The sequence below is a fragment of the Mesorhizobium sp. M7A.F.Ca.MR.176.00.0.0 genome, from assembly GCF_004023165.1.
Taxonomy (GTDB): Bacteria; Pseudomonadota; Alphaproteobacteria; order Rhizobiales; family Rhizobiaceae; genus Mesorhizobium.
The window spans coordinates 1-18,047 of the sequence record NZ_RZTC01000118.1; the positions used below are offsets into that span (position 1 = coordinate 1).

21 protein-coding genes are annotated in these 18,047 nt (G+C 63.7%); 2 read left to right on the top strand and 19 right to left on the bottom strand.

All coding sequences use genetic code 11. The annotated features are described in order from the left end of the window. From EOB59_RS28370 to EOB59_RS28460, 19 genes are all read right to left on the bottom strand, one after another. A partial coding sequence (locus tag EOB59_RS28370) for a flagellar motor protein MotB (protein WP_281061739.1) occupies positions 1–541 on the bottom strand: 541 nt, incomplete at its 3' end. Continuing rightward, entirely contained in the window at positions 538–1,164 is a 627-nt protein-coding gene (locus EOB59_RS28375) for a hypothetical protein (RefSeq protein ID WP_128289754.1), read from the bottom strand. The genes EOB59_RS28375 and EOB59_RS28370, both read right to left, overlap by 4 nt. Before the next feature lie 3 nt (positions 1,165–1,167). Beyond that, the gene (gene fliF, locus EOB59_RS28380) at positions 1,168–2,814 is read right to left on the bottom strand and encodes a flagellar basal-body MS-ring/collar protein FliF (RefSeq protein ID WP_128289755.1); all 1,647 of its coding nucleotides are present in this window, start codon (positions 2,812–2,814) and stop codon (positions 1,168–1,170) included. A 132-nt stretch (positions 2,815–2,946) separates the two neighbouring features. Further along, positions 2,947–4,011, bottom strand: coding sequence for a flagellin (locus EOB59_RS28385; protein WP_127270046.1), 1,065 nt, complete (start codon positions 4,009–4,011; stop codon positions 2,947–2,949). A gap of 257 nt (positions 4,012–4,268) precedes the next feature. Continuing rightward, a complete protein-coding gene (locus tag EOB59_RS28390; RefSeq protein ID WP_127271439.1) occupies positions 4,269–5,255 on the bottom strand; it encodes a flagellin in 987 nt (328 codons plus the stop codon). Positions 5,256–5,453: 198 nt separating this feature from the next. Next, positions 5,454–6,185: a flagellar type III secretion system pore protein FliP gene (gene fliP, locus EOB59_RS28395; RefSeq protein ID WP_127271437.1), complete on the bottom strand. Its 732-nt coding sequence runs from the start codon at positions 6,183–6,185 to the stop codon at positions 5,454–5,456. Continuing rightward, the gene (locus tag EOB59_RS28400) at positions 6,182–6,676 is read right to left on the bottom strand and encodes a flagellar basal body-associated FliL family protein (RefSeq protein ID WP_127399238.1); all 495 of its coding nucleotides are present in this window, start codon (positions 6,674–6,676) and stop codon (positions 6,182–6,184) included. Before EOB59_RS28400 ends, fliP begins: the two co-directional genes overlap by 4 nt. 17 nt (positions 6,677–6,693) lie before the next feature. Beyond that, positions 6,694–7,401, bottom strand: a complete 708-nt coding sequence (gene flgH, locus EOB59_RS28405) for a flagellar basal body L-ring protein FlgH (RefSeq protein ID WP_128289756.1) — start codon at positions 7,399–7,401, stop codon at positions 6,694–6,696. Beyond that, positions 7,398–7,979, bottom strand: a complete 582-nt coding sequence (locus EOB59_RS28410; protein ID WP_128289757.1) for a MotE family protein — start codon at positions 7,977–7,979, stop codon at positions 7,398–7,400. The genes flgH and EOB59_RS28410 overlap by 4 nt, the downstream gene beginning before the upstream one ends. Positions 7,980–7,988: 9 nt before the next feature. Next, positions 7,989–9,230, bottom strand: a complete 1,242-nt coding sequence (locus EOB59_RS28415; protein WP_128289758.1) for a flagellar basal body P-ring protein FlgI — start codon at positions 9,228–9,230, stop codon at positions 7,989–7,991. After that, on the bottom strand, positions 9,227–9,754 hold the full coding sequence (gene flgA / locus EOB59_RS28420; RefSeq protein WP_128289759.1) for a flagellar basal body P-ring formation chaperone FlgA: 528 nt from the start codon (positions 9,752–9,754) through the stop codon (positions 9,227–9,229). Before flgA ends, EOB59_RS28415 begins: the two co-directional genes overlap by 4 nt. 3 nt (positions 9,755–9,757) lie before the next feature. Then, positions 9,758–10,546, bottom strand: a complete 789-nt coding sequence (gene flgG / locus EOB59_RS28425; protein ID WP_128289760.1) for a flagellar basal-body rod protein FlgG — start codon at positions 10,544–10,546, stop codon at positions 9,758–9,760. 11 nt (positions 10,547–10,557) lie between these two features. Beyond that, complete coding sequence (locus EOB59_RS28430) at positions 10,558–10,884, bottom strand: flagellar hook-basal body complex protein FliE (protein ID WP_127268379.1); 327 nt, start codon at positions 10,882–10,884, stop codon at positions 10,558–10,560. Next, positions 10,884–11,300: a flagellar basal body rod protein FlgC gene (gene flgC / locus EOB59_RS28435; RefSeq protein ID WP_013529797.1), complete on the bottom strand. Its 417-nt coding sequence runs from the start codon at positions 11,298–11,300 to the stop codon at positions 10,884–10,886. The genes EOB59_RS28430 and flgC overlap by 1 nt, the downstream gene beginning before the upstream one ends. Before the next feature lie 2 nt (positions 11,301–11,302). Beyond that, complete coding sequence (gene flgB, locus EOB59_RS28440) at positions 11,303–11,683, bottom strand: flagellar basal body rod protein FlgB (RefSeq protein ID WP_027038255.1); 381 nt, start codon at positions 11,681–11,683, stop codon at positions 11,303–11,305. 79 nt (positions 11,684–11,762) lie between these two features. Continuing rightward, complete coding sequence (locus EOB59_RS28445; protein WP_128289761.1) at positions 11,763–12,602, bottom strand: hypothetical protein; 840 nt, start codon at positions 12,600–12,602, stop codon at positions 11,763–11,765. Next, positions 12,589–14,007: a flagellar protein export ATPase FliI gene (fliI, locus tag EOB59_RS28450; RefSeq protein ID WP_128289762.1), complete on the bottom strand. Its 1,419-nt coding sequence runs from the start codon at positions 14,005–14,007 to the stop codon at positions 12,589–12,591. Before fliI ends, EOB59_RS28445 begins: the two co-directional genes overlap by 14 nt. 3 nt (positions 14,008–14,010) lie before the next feature. After that, positions 14,011–14,733 carry a flagellar basal-body rod protein FlgF gene (gene flgF, locus EOB59_RS28455; protein ID WP_027038258.1) on the bottom strand — a complete coding sequence of 241 codons (723 nt, stop codon included), beginning with the start codon at positions 14,731–14,733 and terminating at the stop codon, positions 14,011–14,013. 7 nt (positions 14,734–14,740) lie between these two features. Beyond that, positions 14,741–15,862, bottom strand: coding sequence for a DUF1217 domain-containing protein (locus tag EOB59_RS28460; RefSeq protein ID WP_128289763.1), 1,122 nt, complete (start codon positions 15,860–15,862; stop codon positions 14,741–14,743). Between the two features lie 146 nt (positions 15,863–16,008). Here EOB59_RS28460 and motA point away from each other — a divergent pair, with 146 nt between their 5' ends. Continuing rightward, on the top strand, positions 16,009–16,884 hold the full coding sequence (motA, locus tag EOB59_RS28465; protein WP_127290388.1) for a flagellar motor stator protein MotA: 876 nt from the start codon (positions 16,009–16,011) through the stop codon (positions 16,882–16,884). Positions 16,885–16,916: 32 nt separating this feature from the next. Beyond that, complete coding sequence (locus EOB59_RS28470; RefSeq protein WP_127269588.1) at positions 16,917–17,864, top strand: FliM/FliN family flagellar motor switch protein; 948 nt, start codon at positions 16,917–16,919, stop codon at positions 17,862–17,864. Positions 17,865–18,047 lie beyond the last annotated feature (183 nt).

The window sequence follows — 18,047 nt, forward strand, 5'->3', positions numbered from 1 at the left end:
GATCGCGGTAGGCGGCGCCACCGGAGGCGCCGGTAGCCGGGCCGGCAGCCTGCACGCCGCCGTCGCCTTTCTGGCTGACATTCTGCATGACGCCGGTATCCGCGGCGATTTCCGAAAGCACCGCGTAGGGGTCGGCGAAGAGATGGTCGTCGGAGCGTTCCGCCTGCTGCGGCTCCTGCTTGTGGTCCGACGCTCCCGCGCCGGCATTGCCGTTCTGTCCGGCTTTGCTGGTCGCCTCTTGCGGATCGTCGGCCGTCAGCCCCATGGCGCGCGGACCGTCGCCGAGATCCTCCAAGCCCTTGCGGCTCGAATTGCGATCGACCAGCTTGACCGGGTTGAAGTAGCTGGCGACGGCTGCCTTGGTCTGCTCGTTCGCGGCGTTGATCAGCCACATGACCAGGAAGAAGCACATCATGGCCGTCATGAAGTCGGCGAAGGCGATCTTCCAGACGCCGCCATGGTGGGCCTCGTCATGGTCGTCATGGCTGCGCCGCACGATGATGATCTCGTGGCGGCCGTGGTCGGCGTCTGCGACGCTCATGCCAGGACCTCCGAGAGGACCGTCGACCATTCGGCCATGCGCGTCTCGAACACTGCTTCGTCGATGGCGACGGTCAGGTCGAAGCCTGGCGCCTCGACAAAATCGAGATTGGCGGCGCCGGGTCCGAGCGACGCCTTCAGCGTTTCGAACATCGAGAGCGGGCCGCGCACGACGATGCGCACCGCTTCGGCATCGCCGACCGCTTCGCGGATGGCGCCGGCCAATGCCTCGATCGCACGTTTCTGCAGATCGTCGCTGACGATGCCGCCGATGATGCGGGCGACCGTGGCGGCGACAAGTCCGGTGACGCGCGCCTCCATGGCATCGATGCGCAACGAGACCGCCTTGCCGACATCGTCGCCGAGGCTTTCGAGAAATATCCTTGCTTCCTCGGCATTGACCTGGCGTTCGGCTTCGAGCGCGGCGTCATGCGCAGCCGACAGGCGGACCTGCAGCGCTGCCTCCGCCTGGGCGACCGCCTCGGCGATCAGCGTGCCGATATCGGCCTGCGGCGCCGGCGTCTCGGGCTTGTGTTCGGGATCGATTGCTGCCCGGGACTGGCCGGCACGTTGCGCGCGCGTCCCGAAATCAGGCAGAAGGTCGAAGAGGGCTACGGAGGGCATGGTTTACACCGCCACTTCCCGGGCAGCCCATTTGCGCAGTATCTGCGCGGTGCGCTCCTCGTTGAGATCGACCATCCTGGCAAGCCTGTCCTGCGGCGCCGGCCGGATCTTCTGGCGAAGATCGTCGAGCGGCGTGGGGCCTGGGCGTGTGCCTGGCAAGGCCCCAATCGCGGCACTGTCGGTGGCCGCCATTGCCTCCGGCGTCGGCAGCGAGCGCTGGACGTCGTCGAAGCTGGGACCTGCCAGGGCCGGAGTAGCCTTTGCCGTCAGCGCCGCGGCCATCGGCCTCAGGCCGAAGAAGGCGACCAGGAACACCACGACGATGAAGGCACCGGCATTGATCATCGTGCCGGCATGCTGGCCGATCGAATCGAGCATTCCCGCCTGCGGGATCGCCTCGCCATCCAGGCCGTCGATGAACTCGACCGCCGAGACGTCGATGATGTCGCCGCGCTTTTCGTCAAGGCCGGTAGCGGACGTGACCATCTTCTGGATCTCGGCGACGCGCTTGGCGATCTGCTCCGGCGTGGCGTCCTTGCCGAGGATGGCCGTCAGCCGTTGCTGATTGACGACCACGGCAATCGACATCTTGGTGACGGTGTAACCGTTGGAGACCGTGGCGATCTTCTTGGAATTGATCTCGTAGTTGGTGATCTCTTCCCTGCGGTCGTTCTGCGAGGAGGATTGCGGACCATCGGTGGCGGTTGCCTGGGTCTCGGGCAGGTTCTGCTCGACGCTGGCCGGAGTGGAAGCCTGCTTCTGGTTGTTGTTCTCGTTGGCCCGCACCGACTGCACCGAGCGTTCGACGCGGGAATTCGGATCGAAGATGGTCTCTTCCGTCTGGCGGGTGTCGGTGTTGACCTCGGCCTTGACGCTGGCGCGGAAATTGTCGGGGCCGAGATAGGCCGTCAGCGCACGGCGGATGTTGTCTCCGATCTGCGCCTCGACGGTCTGCTCGACGCCGAGCGTGCGGGCGGCGCTGGTGTTGGAAGGATCGTCGCCCGCGGCCAGCAGATTGCCGCTGGAATCGAGAACAGTCACCTTGTCTGCCGACAGGCCGGGAACGGCGGCGGCGACGAGATGGCGGATCGACATGGCGCTCTTCTCGGCGTCGATGCCGGCGTAGCGGATGACCACGGAGGCCGAGGGCTGCTGCTCGTCGCGCCGGAAATTGGCGCGTTCGGACATGACGATGTGGACCCGCGCAGCCTTGATGCCCGATATGGACTGGATGGTGCGGGCGATCTCGCCTTCCAGCGCCCGCACGCGGGTGATCTGCTGCATGAAGGAGGTGAGGCCGAGCGAGCCAACATTGTCGAACAATTCGTAGCCGGCATTGGCGCTGGTCGGCAGACCCTTTTCGGCAAGCAGCATGCGGGCCTGAGCGGTGGTGCCGGCCGGCACCAGAACCGAGGTTCCATCGGCGCCGACATCGAAGCCGATGCCGGCTTCGCCCAGCACCAGGCCGATCTGGTTCACGTCGGCGCGGTCTAGTCCCACATAGAGCGTGTCATAGGCGGGGCGGTTGAGATAGACCGAGGCGATGCCGATGACGCCCATCACCAGAACGGCGATGCCCGCCAGCATGGCGAGGCGCTTCACGCCAAACCCGCGGAGATTCGAGATGATGCTCTGGATCTGTTCCGGCACGGTTCAACGACTCCCAGCATGATTGTCCGCCGGAACTCTAGTCTTCGAAGCTTGTGCGAAAATGAAATCGGGCCGCGCTGGCGGTGCGGCCCGATTATCTGATGGGAAGGTGGGCGCCGGTGGCGCCCGTGATCAGCTCTTGAACAGAGACAGGATCGACTGCGAGGCGCTGTTGGCGATCGACAGCGCTTGAACGCCGAGCTGCTGCTGAACCTGCAGTGCCTGGAGCCGGGTCGATTCCTTGTTCATGTCGGCATCGACAAGCTGGCCGACGCCGCGGTCGATGGAGTCCATCAAACTCTGGGTGAAGGTCTTCTGCAGGTCGATGCTGCTCTTGGCCGAACCGAGGATGGTGGCGGAGTCGGTCAGCTGGGCCATGACGTTATCGATCCTGTTCACCATCTGCGTGATGATGTCGTCGGTAATGCCTGGTGCCGTGATATCGAGGTTGTAGGCGGAGATATTGTCGACCTTGGCGACCGCTCCCGCCGCTGTCTGGCCGGCGGTGTTCGCGGCGATGTCCGTTCCTCCGCCCGCGATCACGCCCGCATAGGCGTTGTCGTACAGGGTCTGGGCGGCGCCCGTGGAATAGATGGACGTCTGGCGATCGAGGGTTCCGTAATTCTTGACCTCGGCGGCGAGGCCGTAGTCGAAAAGCTTGGTGCTCTCGACATCGATATCGATCGTCCCGATCGAGATGGCGCCGGATGAGGAACGATTGAATGAGGACACGATCTGGGAGTCGGGCTGGACGCCGTCATTGGCGGCCGCAACCTGCTTTGAGGTCACCGCTAGGAAGTTCGAGCCTGAAAAGGTGGCCGCATCGGCGAACGACTTCATCTGCGCCTGAAGCGCTTTGATCTCGGTCTGCGTCTTTGCCTTGGCTGCGTCCGTCTGGCCGACGGTCGAAAGCAGCTTGGTCTTGATCTGGCCGATCGTTGTCAGCACATTGTTCATGCCGGTGTAGGCGGTGTCGACTTTCGAGGCGCCGAGGCCGAGTGCATCCTGCACCGTCGACAGGGCCTGGTTGTCGGAGCGCATCGTGGTGGCGATCGACCAGTAGGCGGCGTTGTCCGAGGCTTGCGAGACACGGTAGCCAGTCGATATGCGGGCCTGTGTCTGCTCGAGTGACTTGTTGGTGGCGCTGAGGCTTTGAAGCGCGGTTAACGCCGCGGCGTTGGTCATGATACTCGCCAAGAAAGTCGCTCCTTCTCAAAGGCCGGCATGCTCAGACATGCCGGATAGGCCTGCTTCAACCGTGGTATCGTGCCAGTAGGGCCGATTCGCCAACCGTTGTAACCTATTGGTTAACCATAATTAGCGGGACATGGTTAACAGCCTGTTAAACGCGGCCTTTCGAGAGTTAACGACAGAGCGTTGCGCGCGGTCCGAGCAAACGAAATCGGGCCGCGCTTTTGGCGCGGCCCGATTTTAGTGCAAGTTGGCGGATGCGATTAGCCGCGGAAGAGCGACAGGATCGACTGCGACGAACCGTTGGCGATCGACAGCGCCTGGATGCCGAGCTGCTGCTGGACCTGCAGGGCCTGGAGACGGGTCGATTCCTTGTTCATGTCGGCATCGACGAGCTGGCCGACACCGCGATCGATGGAGTCCATCAGGTTCGAGGTGAAGGTCTTCTGCAGGTCGATACTGCTCTTGGCGGCGCCGAGCGTGGTGGCGGCGTTGGTCATGGCCTTGAGCGCGGCATCGACGACGTTCATCTGCTGCGCGATCTGGCTATCGCTGGCGGCCGTGCCACCCGAGAAGATAGTCAGCGAGGCAACCGAATAGGTGTCGGTAACCGCTGCGGCAGCGCCCAACGTCGGTGCCGAGGCCGTGGCAACAGCAGCGCCCGTGGTGCCGAGGCGGGCCGTGTCGAGAATGCCCTTGGCGGTTGGTGCCGCGCCGGCATCGTACAGCTTGATGCTTTCCACATTGACATCGATCGTCGAGATCGAAGCCGCGCCGGTCGCGTCGCGGTTGAAGGCCGAAACAATCTTCACGTCGGCCGCGGTGCCTGTCGCAGTGGACACCGAAAGCATGTTGGTGCCGGAGAAGGTGGCGCCATCGGCGTAGGCCTTCAACTGGTTCTGAAGGGCGGCGATTTCGACCTGGGTCTTTTCCTTGGAGGCGTCCGTCTGGCCGTAGGACGCGACCAGCTTGGTCTTGATCTGGTTGATCGTATCGATCGCGCTACTCATGCCGGTATAGGCTGTGTCGACCTTAGAGGCGCCGAGGCCGAGAGCGTCCGAAACGGTGGACATTGCCTGGTTGTCGGAGCGCATCGTCGTGGCGATCGACCAGTAAGCGGCGTTGTCCGAAGCCTGCGAGACCTTGTAGCCGGTCGAGATGCGGGCCTGGGTGTCGGTGAGGGATTTGCTGGTGGCGTTGAGGCTCTGCAGGGCCGTCAATGCGGCGCTGTTCGTCATGATGCTGGACATGGTACTCGGACCTTGATTTTACAGGTATTTTTTACATACCGGCTCTACCGGTATGACGGTGCGGCATCATGCCCATGATCTCTCAAAATCGATCACCCGCCATCTGCGAGCGAATATGCGGGCAAGTCCCTACCAAAGGGCTAAACCGGACGGTTAATCGAAAATATATTGCTGGGATTTCGAGCCGGCGCCGCAGGGTCAGTTGAAGGAGCGCACCAGGCTGCCGACAAGCAGGTTCCAGCCGTCGATCAGGACGAAGAACAGGATCTTGAACGGCAGCGACACCACTGTCGGCGGCAGCATCATCATGCCCATCGCCATTGTGATGGTGGCGACGATCAGGTCGATGACCAGGAATGGCAGCACGATCAGGAAGCCGATCTCGAAACCGCGCCGGATCTCCGAGATCATGAAGGCCGGCACCAGGATGCGCAGGTCGACGGTGTCACGCGAAACGGTCTGTCCGCGCTCGCGGGCAAGGTCGGCGAAGAGGTCGAAATCCTTGTCACGCACATTGTGCAGCATGAAGGTGCGGAACGGGTCTGAAATCTTGTCGAAGGCTTCGGTCTGGGTGATCTGGTTGTCCATCAGCGGCTTGACGCCGGTGTTCCAGGCCTGATCGAAGGTCGGCGCCATGACGTAGAACGTCATGAACAGCGACAGCGAAATCAGGATGAGGTTCGCCGGTGTCGACTGCAGGCCGATTCCGGCGCGCAGGATCGAGAAGGCGATGACGAAACGAGTGAAGCTGGTCACCATGATCAGCAGGCCTGGCGCCACCGACAGAACGGTCAGCAGGCCGAACATCTGGATGATGTAGCCTACGGTGGTGCCGTCGGCCTTGCCGATACCGCCGAGATCGAGTTGCTGCGCCGTCGCGACGGACGTTGCGGCCGCGATCATCGCCGTGGCGAGAAGGAACTTTCTCATTCGAGCAGCAATGTCCTGATGAGTACCTGTTTGGCGTGACCCTGGCTGCGGATCGCGGCGCGTTCTTCGAGGTCGGCCTTCAGGTGCTGGTAGCCGCTGGCCCCCTCGATCTGATGCATCTTCAACGTGCGCACCAGGGCCAGAAGGTCCTGGTGGATGTCATCAGACATTGCCTGTGGCTGCGGCGCGTCATAGACGATGGACACCTCCATCCTGATCCATGTGCCGGCAGGCGAGGCGATGTTGGTGGTGATCGGCGCCAGCACGACAAGCATCGGGCCCAGGCCTGGCTGCTCGGCCGCGGTGGGCTGCATGATCTTGCCTTCGTTCTCAGGCGCGACCGGTACCGACGCCGGTGCGCCGACGCCTTTGAGATAACCGCCGGACATCCAGCCCATGCCAATGGCGGCCGCCGTCACAAGCAGCAGCAGGCCGGCCTGGATAGCAGGGGAGGGACCCTTGCGTGGCTGAACCTGTTCGATATTTGCCACGGCGCCCTGCTCCGATCCTAGAACGGAAGAACCTGGTCGAGAATCTGCTGGCCGTAGGCAGGCTGCTGGACCTCGGTGATGCGACCGCGTCCGCCGTAGGAGATGCGAGCCTCGGCGATACGTTCGTAGGGGATGGTGTTTTCGGCGCCGATATCGGCCGGCCGCACGATGCCGGCGAGCGTCAGCACCCTGAGCTCGGCGTTGACGCGCACTTCCTGCGATCCGGTGATCATCAGATTGCCGTTGGGAAGCACATCGGTGACGATCGCCGCGACATTGAGCTCAAGCGTCTCCGAGCGCTTGATCTCGCCGTCGGCAGTCGTGTCCGTGGTGGAGCTGAGAGCCCCAGCGCCCTTGCCGGCGGTGCTCCACTTGTCCCACTGCGCGCTGAGGTCGTAACCGAGTTTGCGATTGGCGGTGCGGCTCCTGTCGTTCTGGTTCTTGAAGTTGGCCCGATCGTTGATCTTGATCTTGACCGTCAGGATGTCGCCCTGGGACAGCGCCCGCGGGTCGGTGAACAGCCGGCTCTGGCGGTCGTCCCACAACGAGAATTTCTTGATTGGCGCGGGCGGCGTTTGCGGATAGCGATAGAGGGAGCCGGTACTGACGCCATCGATGCCGGAGCCGACCGGGGACAGAGCCGGCTCCCTGCCGACCTCCTTGAGGTTGGTTCCGCAACCCGACAGTACGGTGACCGCGCACAGGACAAGCATTTTCCGGATCATGACGGATCTACCCTTCGGGCTGCGCTGGCCATAATGCCGGTGAGCGTCGCCGCCGCCTTCTGGTCCATTTCGTTGAGGATGACGCTCGCCTTGCGTGAATCGAGCTTCATCAATATGGCCGCAGCCAGATCGGCGTTGACGATGGCCAGCCGCTCGGCGGCGGCGTCGGGCTTCATGCCGGCGTAGATCTGGACGACGCCGTCCTCTGCCCGGGCCAGGAAAACCTCGCGTCGCTTCAGCCAGGTCTCGTACTCGGCTTTCTTTGCATCGAGCGCTTTCATGCGCTCGTCAATGCCGGCCTGGAGCTGCTTCAGTTCCTCCGCCTGCAGGACATAGCGGCGGTCGCGGGCGGCGTCGGCGATGTTTGAGCAGAAGCGCTCGATCTCGCTTTGGTCCGGCGCCTTTTCCCGCGTCAATTGCTGCGGCGCCGCGGCCACCGGTGCTCCCGGCAGGACCTGGCGGACCGTCTCCTCGCCGCGCGCAGTGTCGCCGGCAAAGGGCAACGTCGCGAGAATGGCGGTCGCGAGCAGGATCGCAGCGGTGCGGTGTCTTTCGTGGTGTGAGAAAAAGCGCGTCATCGGCATCGCCTATTGCAGAACCAGGTCGGCCTGCAGGGCACCGGCCGATTTGATGCCCTGCAGAATGGCGATGATGCCATCCGGCTTGACGCCGAGGCGATTGAGGCCGGAAACGAGGGTCTGGAGATCGGGTCCGTCAAGCACGGCAACGCGGGCGTCGGGCCGGCTGGCGTCGATGGCGGTGAATGGTTCGATGGCGGTCTCGCCCTTGGAGAAGGGCTCGGGCTGGACGATGCGCGGCGCTTCGGTGATGCGCACGGTGAGCGTGCCGTGGCTGATGGCGACACGTGAGATCTTGACGTCATTGCCGATGACGATGGTGCCGGTGCGCTCGTCGATCACGACACGGGCCGGCGTGTCGGATTCGACCACCAGATTCTCGATTTCGGCATAGAAGCGCGCCGCCGAGACACCCTTCGGCCTTCTGATCTGCACGGTGCGAGAATCGCGCTCGGCCGCCACCCGCATGCCGAAGCGCTGGCCGGTGTAGTCGTTGATGGCGTCCGCGATGCGGATAGCGGTCGAGAAATCGGGATTGCGCAGTTGCAGCGTCAGGATCGCCTGATCGTCGAATTCGGCCTGGACGGCACGCTCGACGATGGCGCCGTTCGGCACGCGGCCGGAGGTCGGCACGCCTTGCGTCAGCTGCTCGGCCTGTCCCTGGGCGGTAAAGCCGGACACGATGACCGAGCCCTGGCCGACGGCATAGATCTCGCCGTCCGCCGCCTTCAGCGGCGTCATGATCAGCGTGCCGCCGGAAAGCGAGGTCGCGTCGCCCATCGAGGAGACGTCGATGTCGATGCGGGCGCCCGATTGCACGTAGGGCGGCATGTTGGCGGTGACGATGACGGCGGCGACATTCTTGGCACGCGCACTGCCGCCTTCGGTGGCGATGCCGAGATTTTCGAGCATCGCGCGGATCGACTGTTCGGTGAATGGCGAGTTGCGCAGGCTGTCGCCCGATCCGGCAAGGCCGATGACCAGGCCGTAGCCGACGAGCTGATTGTCGCGCGAACTCTGCAGCTGGGCGATGTCCTTGATGCGCGCGGCCACCTGGCCCGGCGGCAGCGAACTCGGCCCGGTCGAAACCCGGAACATGCGGCTGGTGGTGGCCGGATCATATTCGGGATCGTTGTAGACGCCGCCATTCTTGGCGGCGAGCTCGCGCTTGGCCTTCGACGTCAGGCCATCGGCCAGCGCCGGCTGCAGGCCAAGCACGGCTGCCAGTATCAGGCTAAGCCCGCGCATCATGAAGCGCTGACCTGGATGGTTCCGTCCGCCATCACCGTGCCGGACAGGATTTTGCCGCTGTCGATGTTGCGAACCTTGACGAGGTCGCCCGCAGCTCCCGGCTGCAGCGTCACGGCGGTGGCCGAGATCGTCAGCCCGCCGGCGATGAAGAAGATCTGCACGGAAGCACCCTGTTCGACCAGCCAGGCCTCGCGGATGGCGGTGGAAGGAATGTAGCGGCCGGGCAGCAGCGTGCGCTTGGCGACCTTGCCATCCAGTTCTTCGGCTCGCGTGGCGACCGCCTCCGGCTTGTGCTTGCCGACGATAAGGGTGACCTGTTTCAGGGCAGCCAGGTTGATGGTCTCGCCGGGATAGATTACCCGGCTCGGAATAAGCACCACCTCGCCGCCAGCTTGATTGCTGGCGATCCGGCTGGCCGATTGGTTGGCCGACTCCTGGGCAAAAGCCGGCATCGTGCCGGTCACCAGCGCAAGGATGAGCGCGGTGCGGCGGAATGCGGACAGAAGGCCGGGCGTCGACATCATGCGTTACCTGATGTTCTTGGAGACCACGGAGGCCATGTCGTCGGCGGCCTGAATGACCTTGGAGTTCATCTCATAAGCGCGCTGCGCCGAGATCAGTTCGGTGATTTCCTTGACCGGGTCGACGTTGGAGGCTTCGAGATAGCCCTGCTGGATGGTGGCAAAGCCGGGATCGCCCGGCACGCCGACATTCGCCGGCCCCGAAGCCGTGGTTTCCTGGAACAGATTGTCGCCGAGCGGCGCCAGGCCGGCCTCGTTGGCGAAGTTGGCGATCTGAAGCTGCCCGAGGTTCTGCAGGTCGGTCTGGCCGTCGATGCGGGCGAAGACCTGGCCGGTCTTGTTGACGATGACCTCGACGGCATCCACGGGAACATTGATTGCCGGAATGACGGCAGCGCCGTCGACCGTCACGAGTTGGCCGGTGGCGTTGGTGTTGAAAGCTCCGGCGCGGCTGTAGAGCGTGCCGCCGTCGGCACCCTCGATCTGAAACCAGCCCCTGCCGGTCAGCGCCAGGTCGAAACTGTTGCCGGTGCTGGTCAGTTCGCCCTGGGTGTGCACGTTGCGCACGGCCGTCGTCTTGACGCCGAGGCCGATCGAGACGCCCTCCGGCACCAGCGAGGCGTTGGAGCGGTTGGGCACGCCTTGTGTGCGGTCGACCTGATAGAGCAGGTCGGAGAATTCGGCACGGGCGCGCTTGTAGCCGGTGGTGTTGATGTTGGCGATGTTGTTGGCGATGACTTCCAGATTTGTCTGCTGGGCATTCATGCCGGTGGCGGCGATGGCGAGTGCTTTCATGGCGGAATTCCTCAGATGCCCATTCGACTGACTTCGAGATAGGCGGAAACCACCTTGTCGCGTATGGCGACGGCGGTCTGAAGCGCCTGCTGCGCGCTCATCACGGCGTCGACCACCTGACGGGTGTCGGCGTCGCCCTTGAGCGCCTGCAACGATACCTGCTCGGCATTCTGCAGCGTGTTCACGGTCTTGGAGGCTGCCTGGCTCAGCGCCTCGGCGAAGGAGGTGCCGATGGTGCCGCCGGCCGAAGGTGTCGCACCGCCCTGGAGCAGGCTTGTGGCCGTGTCGTCGCCGCCGATCGACGGCTTGAACTGAAGCGCTCCGATACCGCTGATCATTACTGGTTCCTCATCAGGTCGATGGTCATGGAAATCAGGTCGCGGGCCTGCTTGACCACCTGAAGGTTGGCCTCGTAGGAGCGATTGGCCTCGGTCATGTCGGCCATTTCGATCAGCACGTTGACGTTGGGCATCTTGACGTAGCCCTTCTCGTCGGCGGCCTCGTTGCCGGGCTGGAACTCGACTGGAAAGTCACTGGGATCTCGATCGATCGAGTTCACTGCAACCGTTGAACTGCCGGAGGCCCGGTCAAGCTCAGAGACGAAGCTGATGGTCTTGCGGCGATAAGGATCGGAGCCGGGCGCGGTGCCGGTCGACTGGGCGTTGGCGAGGTTTTCGGAAACCACGCGCAGGCGCTCCGACTGGGCGCCGAGGCCGGATGCTGCGACTTTGAGGGCTGCGGTCAGTGCGTCCATGGTCAGCTCTTCACCGCCATCATCATCATCGTATGAAACGCCTTGACGATCGCTGTGTTGAGCTCGAAGGAGCGGCGCACCTCGCCGGCTTTCAGCAACTGGTCTTCCAGAACGACCGAGTTCTTGGACGGCATGACGACGCCGTCATTCTCCTGCGGCTTGATGGTGAAGCCGGCATTGGTCGCTGCATTGCCGAGATGGCCGGCCTGGGTCGCCTGCAGCGATACGGCTGCGCGGTCGAGCACCTTTTCGAATGGCTCGACATCGTTTGCCGTATAGCCTGGCGTGTTGGCATTGGCGATGTTGCCGGCGACTGCCGACTGGCGCACGGCCAGCCATTGCGCTTGCTTGGCGGCGAGGTCGAAAAGGGAAACGGGCTCCATGGGAATCTCCGAGCAGGTACCCAGAGACTAGGCCGCCAGTCTTGCGCGGGCCTTGCGGATGGCGGGAGCCGGAGATCGTTTATCTGGAGAGTTCGATCACCCGGTCGGCACTGGTGACCATGACCCATTTGCCGTTGCGCTGCTCGATGGAGGACACCTGGCTGGAGTCAGGCAGTATCGAGCCGCGCTGGACGATCCAGAGGCCAGCGTCGTCCTGGATCATGGCACGGCCGTTGGCGACATGAACCATGCGGAATTTCGCCGCGTCGGCCGGAAACGGTTGCTCGTCGGGTGCGGCTGCGGGATTGGCATCGTCCCGCACCGTCCCCGTGGCAAGAAGATCGAGATTGGCCGCGGGAATATCCTTTGCCGTCAGCGGCGCGCTGCGTTGCGCGACCACGCCGCCGCCCGCTCGCCCGGAATTAGAGCCGGTACCGCCGAACTTCATCGCCTGGACGCCAAACTGGTCCTGGTTGAAGAAGATGTACCAGGGAAACAGGGCGCAGATCAGGCCGAGCGTGATGCCGAGCGCGGCTATGACGAAATCGCTGCGTCGGTCGGACGTCTTCTTCAGCCGGGGAAACGGTGCCTTTGGCGGCTGCGGCCATTCGGTGCGCGGGAACAGCCCGTCGATCAGCGAGTCGCGGCTGGCCTGCGTCATCTCGGCAGCCACCGCCTGGGGAGCCCGGGGCAGAGCGGGTTCGACGGGCCTGGCCAGATCATGATCGGCTTTGCCAGCCCGTGGCAGGATTGGCTTGACGGCTCTGGCCAGAACGGCCTCGGCTTTCGCTGCGATGGCACGGGCGGCCTGTGCCTTGGCAGTTCTCGCTTCGTCCGCCTCGGCTTGCTCCGCGGCATTGGCCTCGGCGATCATGTCGCGCAGGATGCGCTCGGTATATTCGCGTTCAGTCTCCGGCATCGGCGTTCAGCTTGCTCTTGAGGTGGCGGGCGAGATCGGAGAAAGGGTCGGCCGACGGGCGATCCTTCGGCGCTTGCGTCAGCGCCTCATAGATCAGCGGCACCTGGCGCACGGCGATGTCGAGTTCGGCATCGACGCCGCCCTGATAGGCCCCGAGCAACCGGATATCGCGCGTGTCCTCGAAGCGCGAGATCATCGACTTCAGCCTTGTCACCAGCGCGCGCTGTTCGACGCTCCAGGCCTTTCCGGCCAACCGCGATATGGACGACAGCGGATTGACGGGGGGATAGCGACCCTGTTCGGCGATCGTGCGATCAAGCACGACATGGCCGTCGAGGATGCCGCGCACGGAATCGGCGACCGGGTCGTTGTGGTCGTCACCGTCGACCAGCACGGAAATGATGGCGGTGATCGATCCCCTACCTTCAACTCCGGGGCCTTCCGTACCCGGCCCGGCGCGTTCGAGCAGCTTCGGCAGTTCGGTGAACACTGAGGCCGGGTAGCCGCGGGCGACCGGCGGCTCGCCGGTACCCGTCGCCACCTCACGCAGGGCGTGAGCGAAGCGGGTGATCGAATCCAGGACCAGCAAAACGCGATGCCCCTGGTCCCGAAAATGCTCGGCGACGCGCATGGCGGTGTCCGGCGCACGCCGGCGCATCATGGCGCTTTCGTCGCTGGTGGCGACGACGGCGACGGTCTTGGCCATGCTGTCGCCGATCGTGTCCTCGAGGAATTCACGGACTTCGCGGCCGCGTTCGCCGATGAGCGCCACCACGACGGTATCGAATGCGTCGGCGCCGGCGAGCATGGCAAGCAGCGTCGACTTGCCGACGCCGGAGCCGGCGAAGATACCGAGGCGCTGGCCGAAGCAGAGCGGCGTGAAGATGTCGATGACCTTGACGCCAGTCATGAAGGCAGTGCCGACGCGTTGCCGCGCCATGGCTCCCGGCGTCGTCTGGGCGCCTCGCGATGTGTCATCTCCCCGGGCGAGCGGCGGGCCGCCATCGATCGCCCTGGTGAGTGCGTCGATGGTGCGGCCGCGCCACGAGGCATGCGGCGCCACCACGAGTGGACCGCGGCGGAACACGGCATCACCGATGCCGGAATCGGCGCTGCGTTCGAAGGGCGCGACGACGGCCTCGTCGCGGCCGATCTTGACGATCTCGCCGCGGCGCGCACCGGCATCGCCGCGCTGCTCGACGATGTCGCCCAGTCTGGCGAAGCCGGAAAGGCCGTGCACCTTGTAGTGCGTGGGGGTGACTTCGATGACGCGGCCGCCGCGCTTGAGCAGGGCCTCGGCGTCGCCGAAACGCCGCCAGACCCGTTCCAGCGCGGCAAGCCGGTCTTCCGGCGCCGGCTGGAGTTGTCTTTCGAGTGCGCGCAGGGATGGCTGGTCGAGCGACATGGATTATTTCGAGCCGAGCGTCTTGATCGCCTCGTCGGTGGAGGAGTCGGTCTGCCGCATCAGGGCGGCGGTGTTCTCGAAGGCGCGCTGGACCATGATCAGCCGGGTGATCTCCAGCACCGGATTGACATTGGACTCTTCGAGAAAACCCTGGGCAACGCCGACATCGGAGCGGTCGGTGACAGGCTCCGGGGTGCGTGCCGGAACGATGCCGGAATTGCCGTAGCGGACGAAGTTCGGGCCTGGATCGAAATTGTAGAGACCGATCGAGCCGACAAGCTGATCGTTCTGGCGCAACGAACCATCGGCCCCGGCCTTGGGCGGACCGTTGCGGGGGTCAAGCTGGATCGGCGAGCCGCCCGCATCGAGCACCGGGTGGCCCTCGAGCGACATCAGCTCGCCGTTCTCGTTCATCGAAAAGCGTCCGTCGCGGGTCATGACGGTGCCGACCGGCGTCTCTATGGCGAACCAGGCATCGCCCTGGACGGCGAAATCGAAGGGATTGCCGGTCTCGCTCAAGGCACCGTGGGCGCCGGAAAGGTAGGTCTTGCCCGGAGAGGCGAAGGATACCGATTTCTGCCCGGTGCCGGAGACGACGTCCTCGAACTTCACGCCGGTGGCGCGAAAGCCGATCGTCGAGGCGTTGGCGACGTTGTCGGCGATGGTGTCGAGGCGCCGCTCGAGCGCGATCTGCGACGAAAGGGCGACGTACAGGCTGTCCCGCATGATGGTCTCAGAATCTCAGTTTCTGCATGGCCATCATCAGGTCGGTGGAGATGCCGACTGTGAGTGGCTGCGCAAACAGCACGCTGACCGAGGTGACGGCCGATGAAGTCGGGTGGTTGATCTCGTACATGCTGGTGAAGCGCGTCAGGAACTTGCCGAGTTTCTCGGGGTCGGAGAAATCCGAGATGTCGAGTTTTTGCTCGAACAGCTGCGCCTGCTTGTCGACATCGGCGGTGGCGAAGGAATCGGGCAGGCCGAGCACGGTGCGCACGACACTGGCAAGCGCGGTGTCGGCCAGCACGTCATACCAGCTGGTGATGGTTGGGGCCTTGCGATCGAAATAAAGCGCCAGCCGCACGCCCTGGTTGGTCTGACCGGCATTCTCTTCGAGGGTCTGGCGCATGTATTTGTCGACGGTCGGCTGCTGCGCCGGATTGATGGTGGTGGTGTTTTCGCCATAGGCTTCGAAGTTGAAGGCGGAGGCAAGCGCGGCATAGGTCTTGTCCGCCATCTTGTTGGCGACGCTGTCGGGGTCGCGGACGCCGCCCTGCAGAACCCGCTTGATGAGGTCCTTGTCCTCCGTCGCTGAATCGAGGCCGAATGACGCCAGCGCGTATGTGTAGAGCCGGTTGTTCGACATCAGATCGTCGACCGACTTCACCTTGGTGATGTTGGCGAGATAGTATGTCGTCTCGCCCTTCACATAGGCCGAATCCGGATCGAGGCCGGCGATTTTCGCCTGCGTGGCGTAGTTCTTGGTCACCATCTGCTGCGTCTTGTTGTAGATGGTCGCATCGGCGCCGTTGGCGGCGAAGTTGAAGGCGCTGACGAATTCGGCGTAGCGCTTGTCGGTCAGCTTGTTGGCGAAGCTGTCGGGATCGGAGACGCCTTCCTTGAGTGCCTTGACCATGAACGCCTTGGCATAGTCCATGTCCTCCAGCCCGTAGGCTTTCATGGCATATTTGAATAAACGGTCGTTTTTGACGAAATCGTCGATCGATTTCACCTTGGTGATGTTGGCGAGATAATATTTGGTGTCGCGATCAACCACGGGCTGCTGCTCGATCCTGTCGATCGATTTTGAAATGTCCTTGGTGATGAGCTGGTAGCTGGTAAAGGTATTGAGCAAAGACGTGCCTCCGGCCGAAGCTATGCCGGCACAATACCCCTACTTCCTTGCGCGAAACTGAATCGCTTCCACGCCCTCGATTCAAGCCTCACACAAGGCACGGGGACTATCCCTAGCTCCTGATGTGAAATGCGGAAGGACCTGTCGTGGGCATTCTGATTGGACTGGTGGTAACGCTCGGCTGCGTCCTTGGCGGCTTCATGGCCATGGGCGGCCATCTTCACGTGCTGATCCAGCCATGGGAGGCCGTGATCATCTGTGGCGCGGCTTTTGGCACCTTCCTCGTTGCCAATCCGATGAAGACGGTCAAGGACACCGGCAAGGCCATTCTCGAAGCCTTCAAGCAGGCGGTGCCGAAGGAACAGGACTATCTCGAGACGCTCGGCGTGCTGCACTCGCTGATGCGCGAGCTGCGCTCGAAATCCCGCAGCGAGGTCGAGGCGCATATCGACAATCCGGAAGAGTCGGCGATTTTCCAGGCGTTCCCAACCGTGCTGCACAATCATGACCTGACGCATTTCATCTGCGACTACTGCCGCATCATCATCATCGGCAATGCCCGCTCGCACGAGATCGAGGCGCTGATGGACGAAGAGATCCAGACCATCAGGTCCGACAAGATGAAGGCCTATCACGCGATGGTGGCGGTGGGCGATGGCCTGCCGGCGCTCGGCATCGTCGCCGCCGTGCTCGGCGTGGTCAAGGCGATGGGCGCGCTCGACCAGTCGCCGGAAATCCTCGGCGGTCTGATCGGTGCCGCACTTGTCGGAACGTTCCTCGGCATCTTCCTGTCCTATTCGGTGGTCGGGCCGGTCGCCACCAAGATCAAGACGGTGCGTGAGAAGAAGAACCGCCTCTATATCATCGTCAAGCAGACGCTGCTGGCCTACATGAACGGCGCGCTGCCGCAGGTGGCGATCGAGTTCGGCCGTAAGACCATCTCGTCCTATGAACGGCCGACGATCGATGCCGTCGAGCAGAGCACGATGAATACCGGCACCGTCGAAAAGAAGGCCGCCTGAACGATGCGCGATAGATCGGTCCCAGCACTGTCATGACCAGTCCGGGCAGCCCAGCGGAAGCGCGTTCGCTGATCATCGAGCGTCTGGTCGGCGACAGCGGCGAGGCCGCGCAGGTCATCGACGCAGGCCGCGCCATGGCCGAACGCGCCGTACCGCTGTTGCAGAAAAGCCTGACCAGCGAGCTTGGCGTTCCGGTCGTCGTCGACCTCAAAGCGATCGAGGTCAGCCGCGTTCCCGAGGCGCGTTCGCGTGCCGGCGACACGTTTGCCATGACCGTGATCGGCTCGTCGGCGTCCTCTGATGCGATGACCCTGGTGATCGATGCTCCGGCGATCGCGATCATGGTCTGCACGCTGTTCGGCGGCGACCCGGATCTGCCGGCATCGCCGATCGAACGCGATCTGTCGCAGATCGAAATCGATGTTTCGACCATGGTGTTCCAGCAGGTCGCGCAGGCCCTCAACGGATCGGGAAAGCGCTCGCTCGACCTGCGCCTGCCCGCGCCGCGAGCAATGTCCGGCACCGAGGCGAAGCGGTATGTGCTGCGCGATGGCGCGGCAATCCGTATCGTGCTTGGCATCTCGACGCCGGCCGACAGTGGCACCGTCACGGTGACGATGCCGCAGCGCGTCGTGCTGGCCAGCCGCGACGGAGCCGTGCCTGTCAGCGACGACGATCACGGCCCCAGCTGGCGCGCCCGCTTTTCGGAAGAGGTGATGCGCTCCACCGTGGCGCTCGAGGCCACTATGCCGCTGGCGCGGCTGACGCTCGGCGACCTCGCCGGTTTCGAAATCGGCGACGTCATCGAATTCGAGGAAACGGCCCAGTCCCAGGCGCGTCTCAGCGCACGGGGCAAGACGCTGTTCGTATGCGAGTTCGGCAAACTGGGACAGAATTACACCGTCCGGATCAGGCATCCTTACGACGCCGGGCAGGACTTTATCGACGGGCTGATGCCGGCTGCCGCCGGACGCGCCTGAGCATTTGGAGACGATCATGGCCAAAACCAAGGCGGAAGCCGACCTCGACCAGCCGGACGAGCAACTCGATCGCGCCATCGAAGAGTTGCGCGGTGTCCTGCATGAAGAGGAGCAACGCCCCGATGCGGCCTTCAGGGCGGCCTCATCAGCCAATTCGAGCGTGATCATGAACATCCCCGTCGA

Coding starts and splice junctions, on each gene's coding strand:
- EOB59_RS28375 (WP_128289754.1), bottom strand. CDS start 1,164: ATGCCCTCCGTAGCCCTCTTCGACCTTCTGCCTGATTTCGGGACGCGC.
- EOB59_RS28390 (WP_127271439.1), bottom strand. CDS start 5,255: ATGTCCAGCATCATGACGAACAGCGCCGCATTGACGGCCCTGCAGAGC.
- fliP (WP_127271437.1), bottom strand. CDS start 6,185: ATGAGAAAGTTCCTTCTCGCCACGGCGATGATCGCGGCCGCAACGTCC.
- flgH (WP_128289756.1), bottom strand. CDS start 7,401: ATGATCCGGAAAATGCTTGTCCTGTGCGCGGTCACCGTACTGTCGGGT.
- EOB59_RS28410 (WP_128289757.1), bottom strand. CDS start 7,979: ATGACGCGCTTTTTCTCACACCACGAAAGACACCGCACCGCTGCGATC.
- EOB59_RS28415 (WP_128289758.1), bottom strand. CDS start 9,230: ATGATGCGCGGGCTTAGCCTGATACTGGCAGCCGTGCTTGGCCTGCAG.
- flgA (WP_128289759.1), bottom strand. CDS start 9,754: ATGATGTCGACGCCCGGCCTTCTGTCCGCATTCCGCCGCACCGCGCTC.
- flgG (WP_128289760.1), bottom strand. CDS start 10,546: ATGAAAGCACTCGCCATCGCCGCCACCGGCATGAATGCCCAGCAGACA.
- EOB59_RS28430 (WP_127268379.1), bottom strand. CDS start 10,884: ATGATCAGCGGTATCGGAGCGCTTCAGTTCAAGCCGTCGATCGGCGGC.
- flgC (WP_013529797.1), bottom strand. CDS start 11,300: ATGGACGCACTGACCGCAGCCCTCAAAGTCGCAGCATCCGGCCTCGGC.
- flgB (WP_027038255.1), bottom strand. CDS start 11,683: ATGGAGCCCGTTTCCCTTTTCGACCTCGCCGCCAAGCAAGCGCAATGG.
- EOB59_RS28445 (WP_128289761.1), bottom strand. CDS start 12,602: ATGCCGGAGACTGAACGCGAATATACCGAGCGCATCCTGCGCGACATG.
- fliI (WP_128289762.1), bottom strand. CDS start 14,007: ATGTCGCTCGACCAGCCATCCCTGCGCGCACTCGAAAGACAACTCCAG.
- flgF (WP_027038258.1), bottom strand. CDS start 14,733: ATGCGGGACAGCCTGTACGTCGCCCTTTCGTCGCAGATCGCGCTCGAG.
- EOB59_RS28470 (WP_127269588.1), top strand. CDS start 16,917: ATGACCAGTCCGGGCAGCCCAGCGGAAGCGCGTTCGCTGATCATCGAG.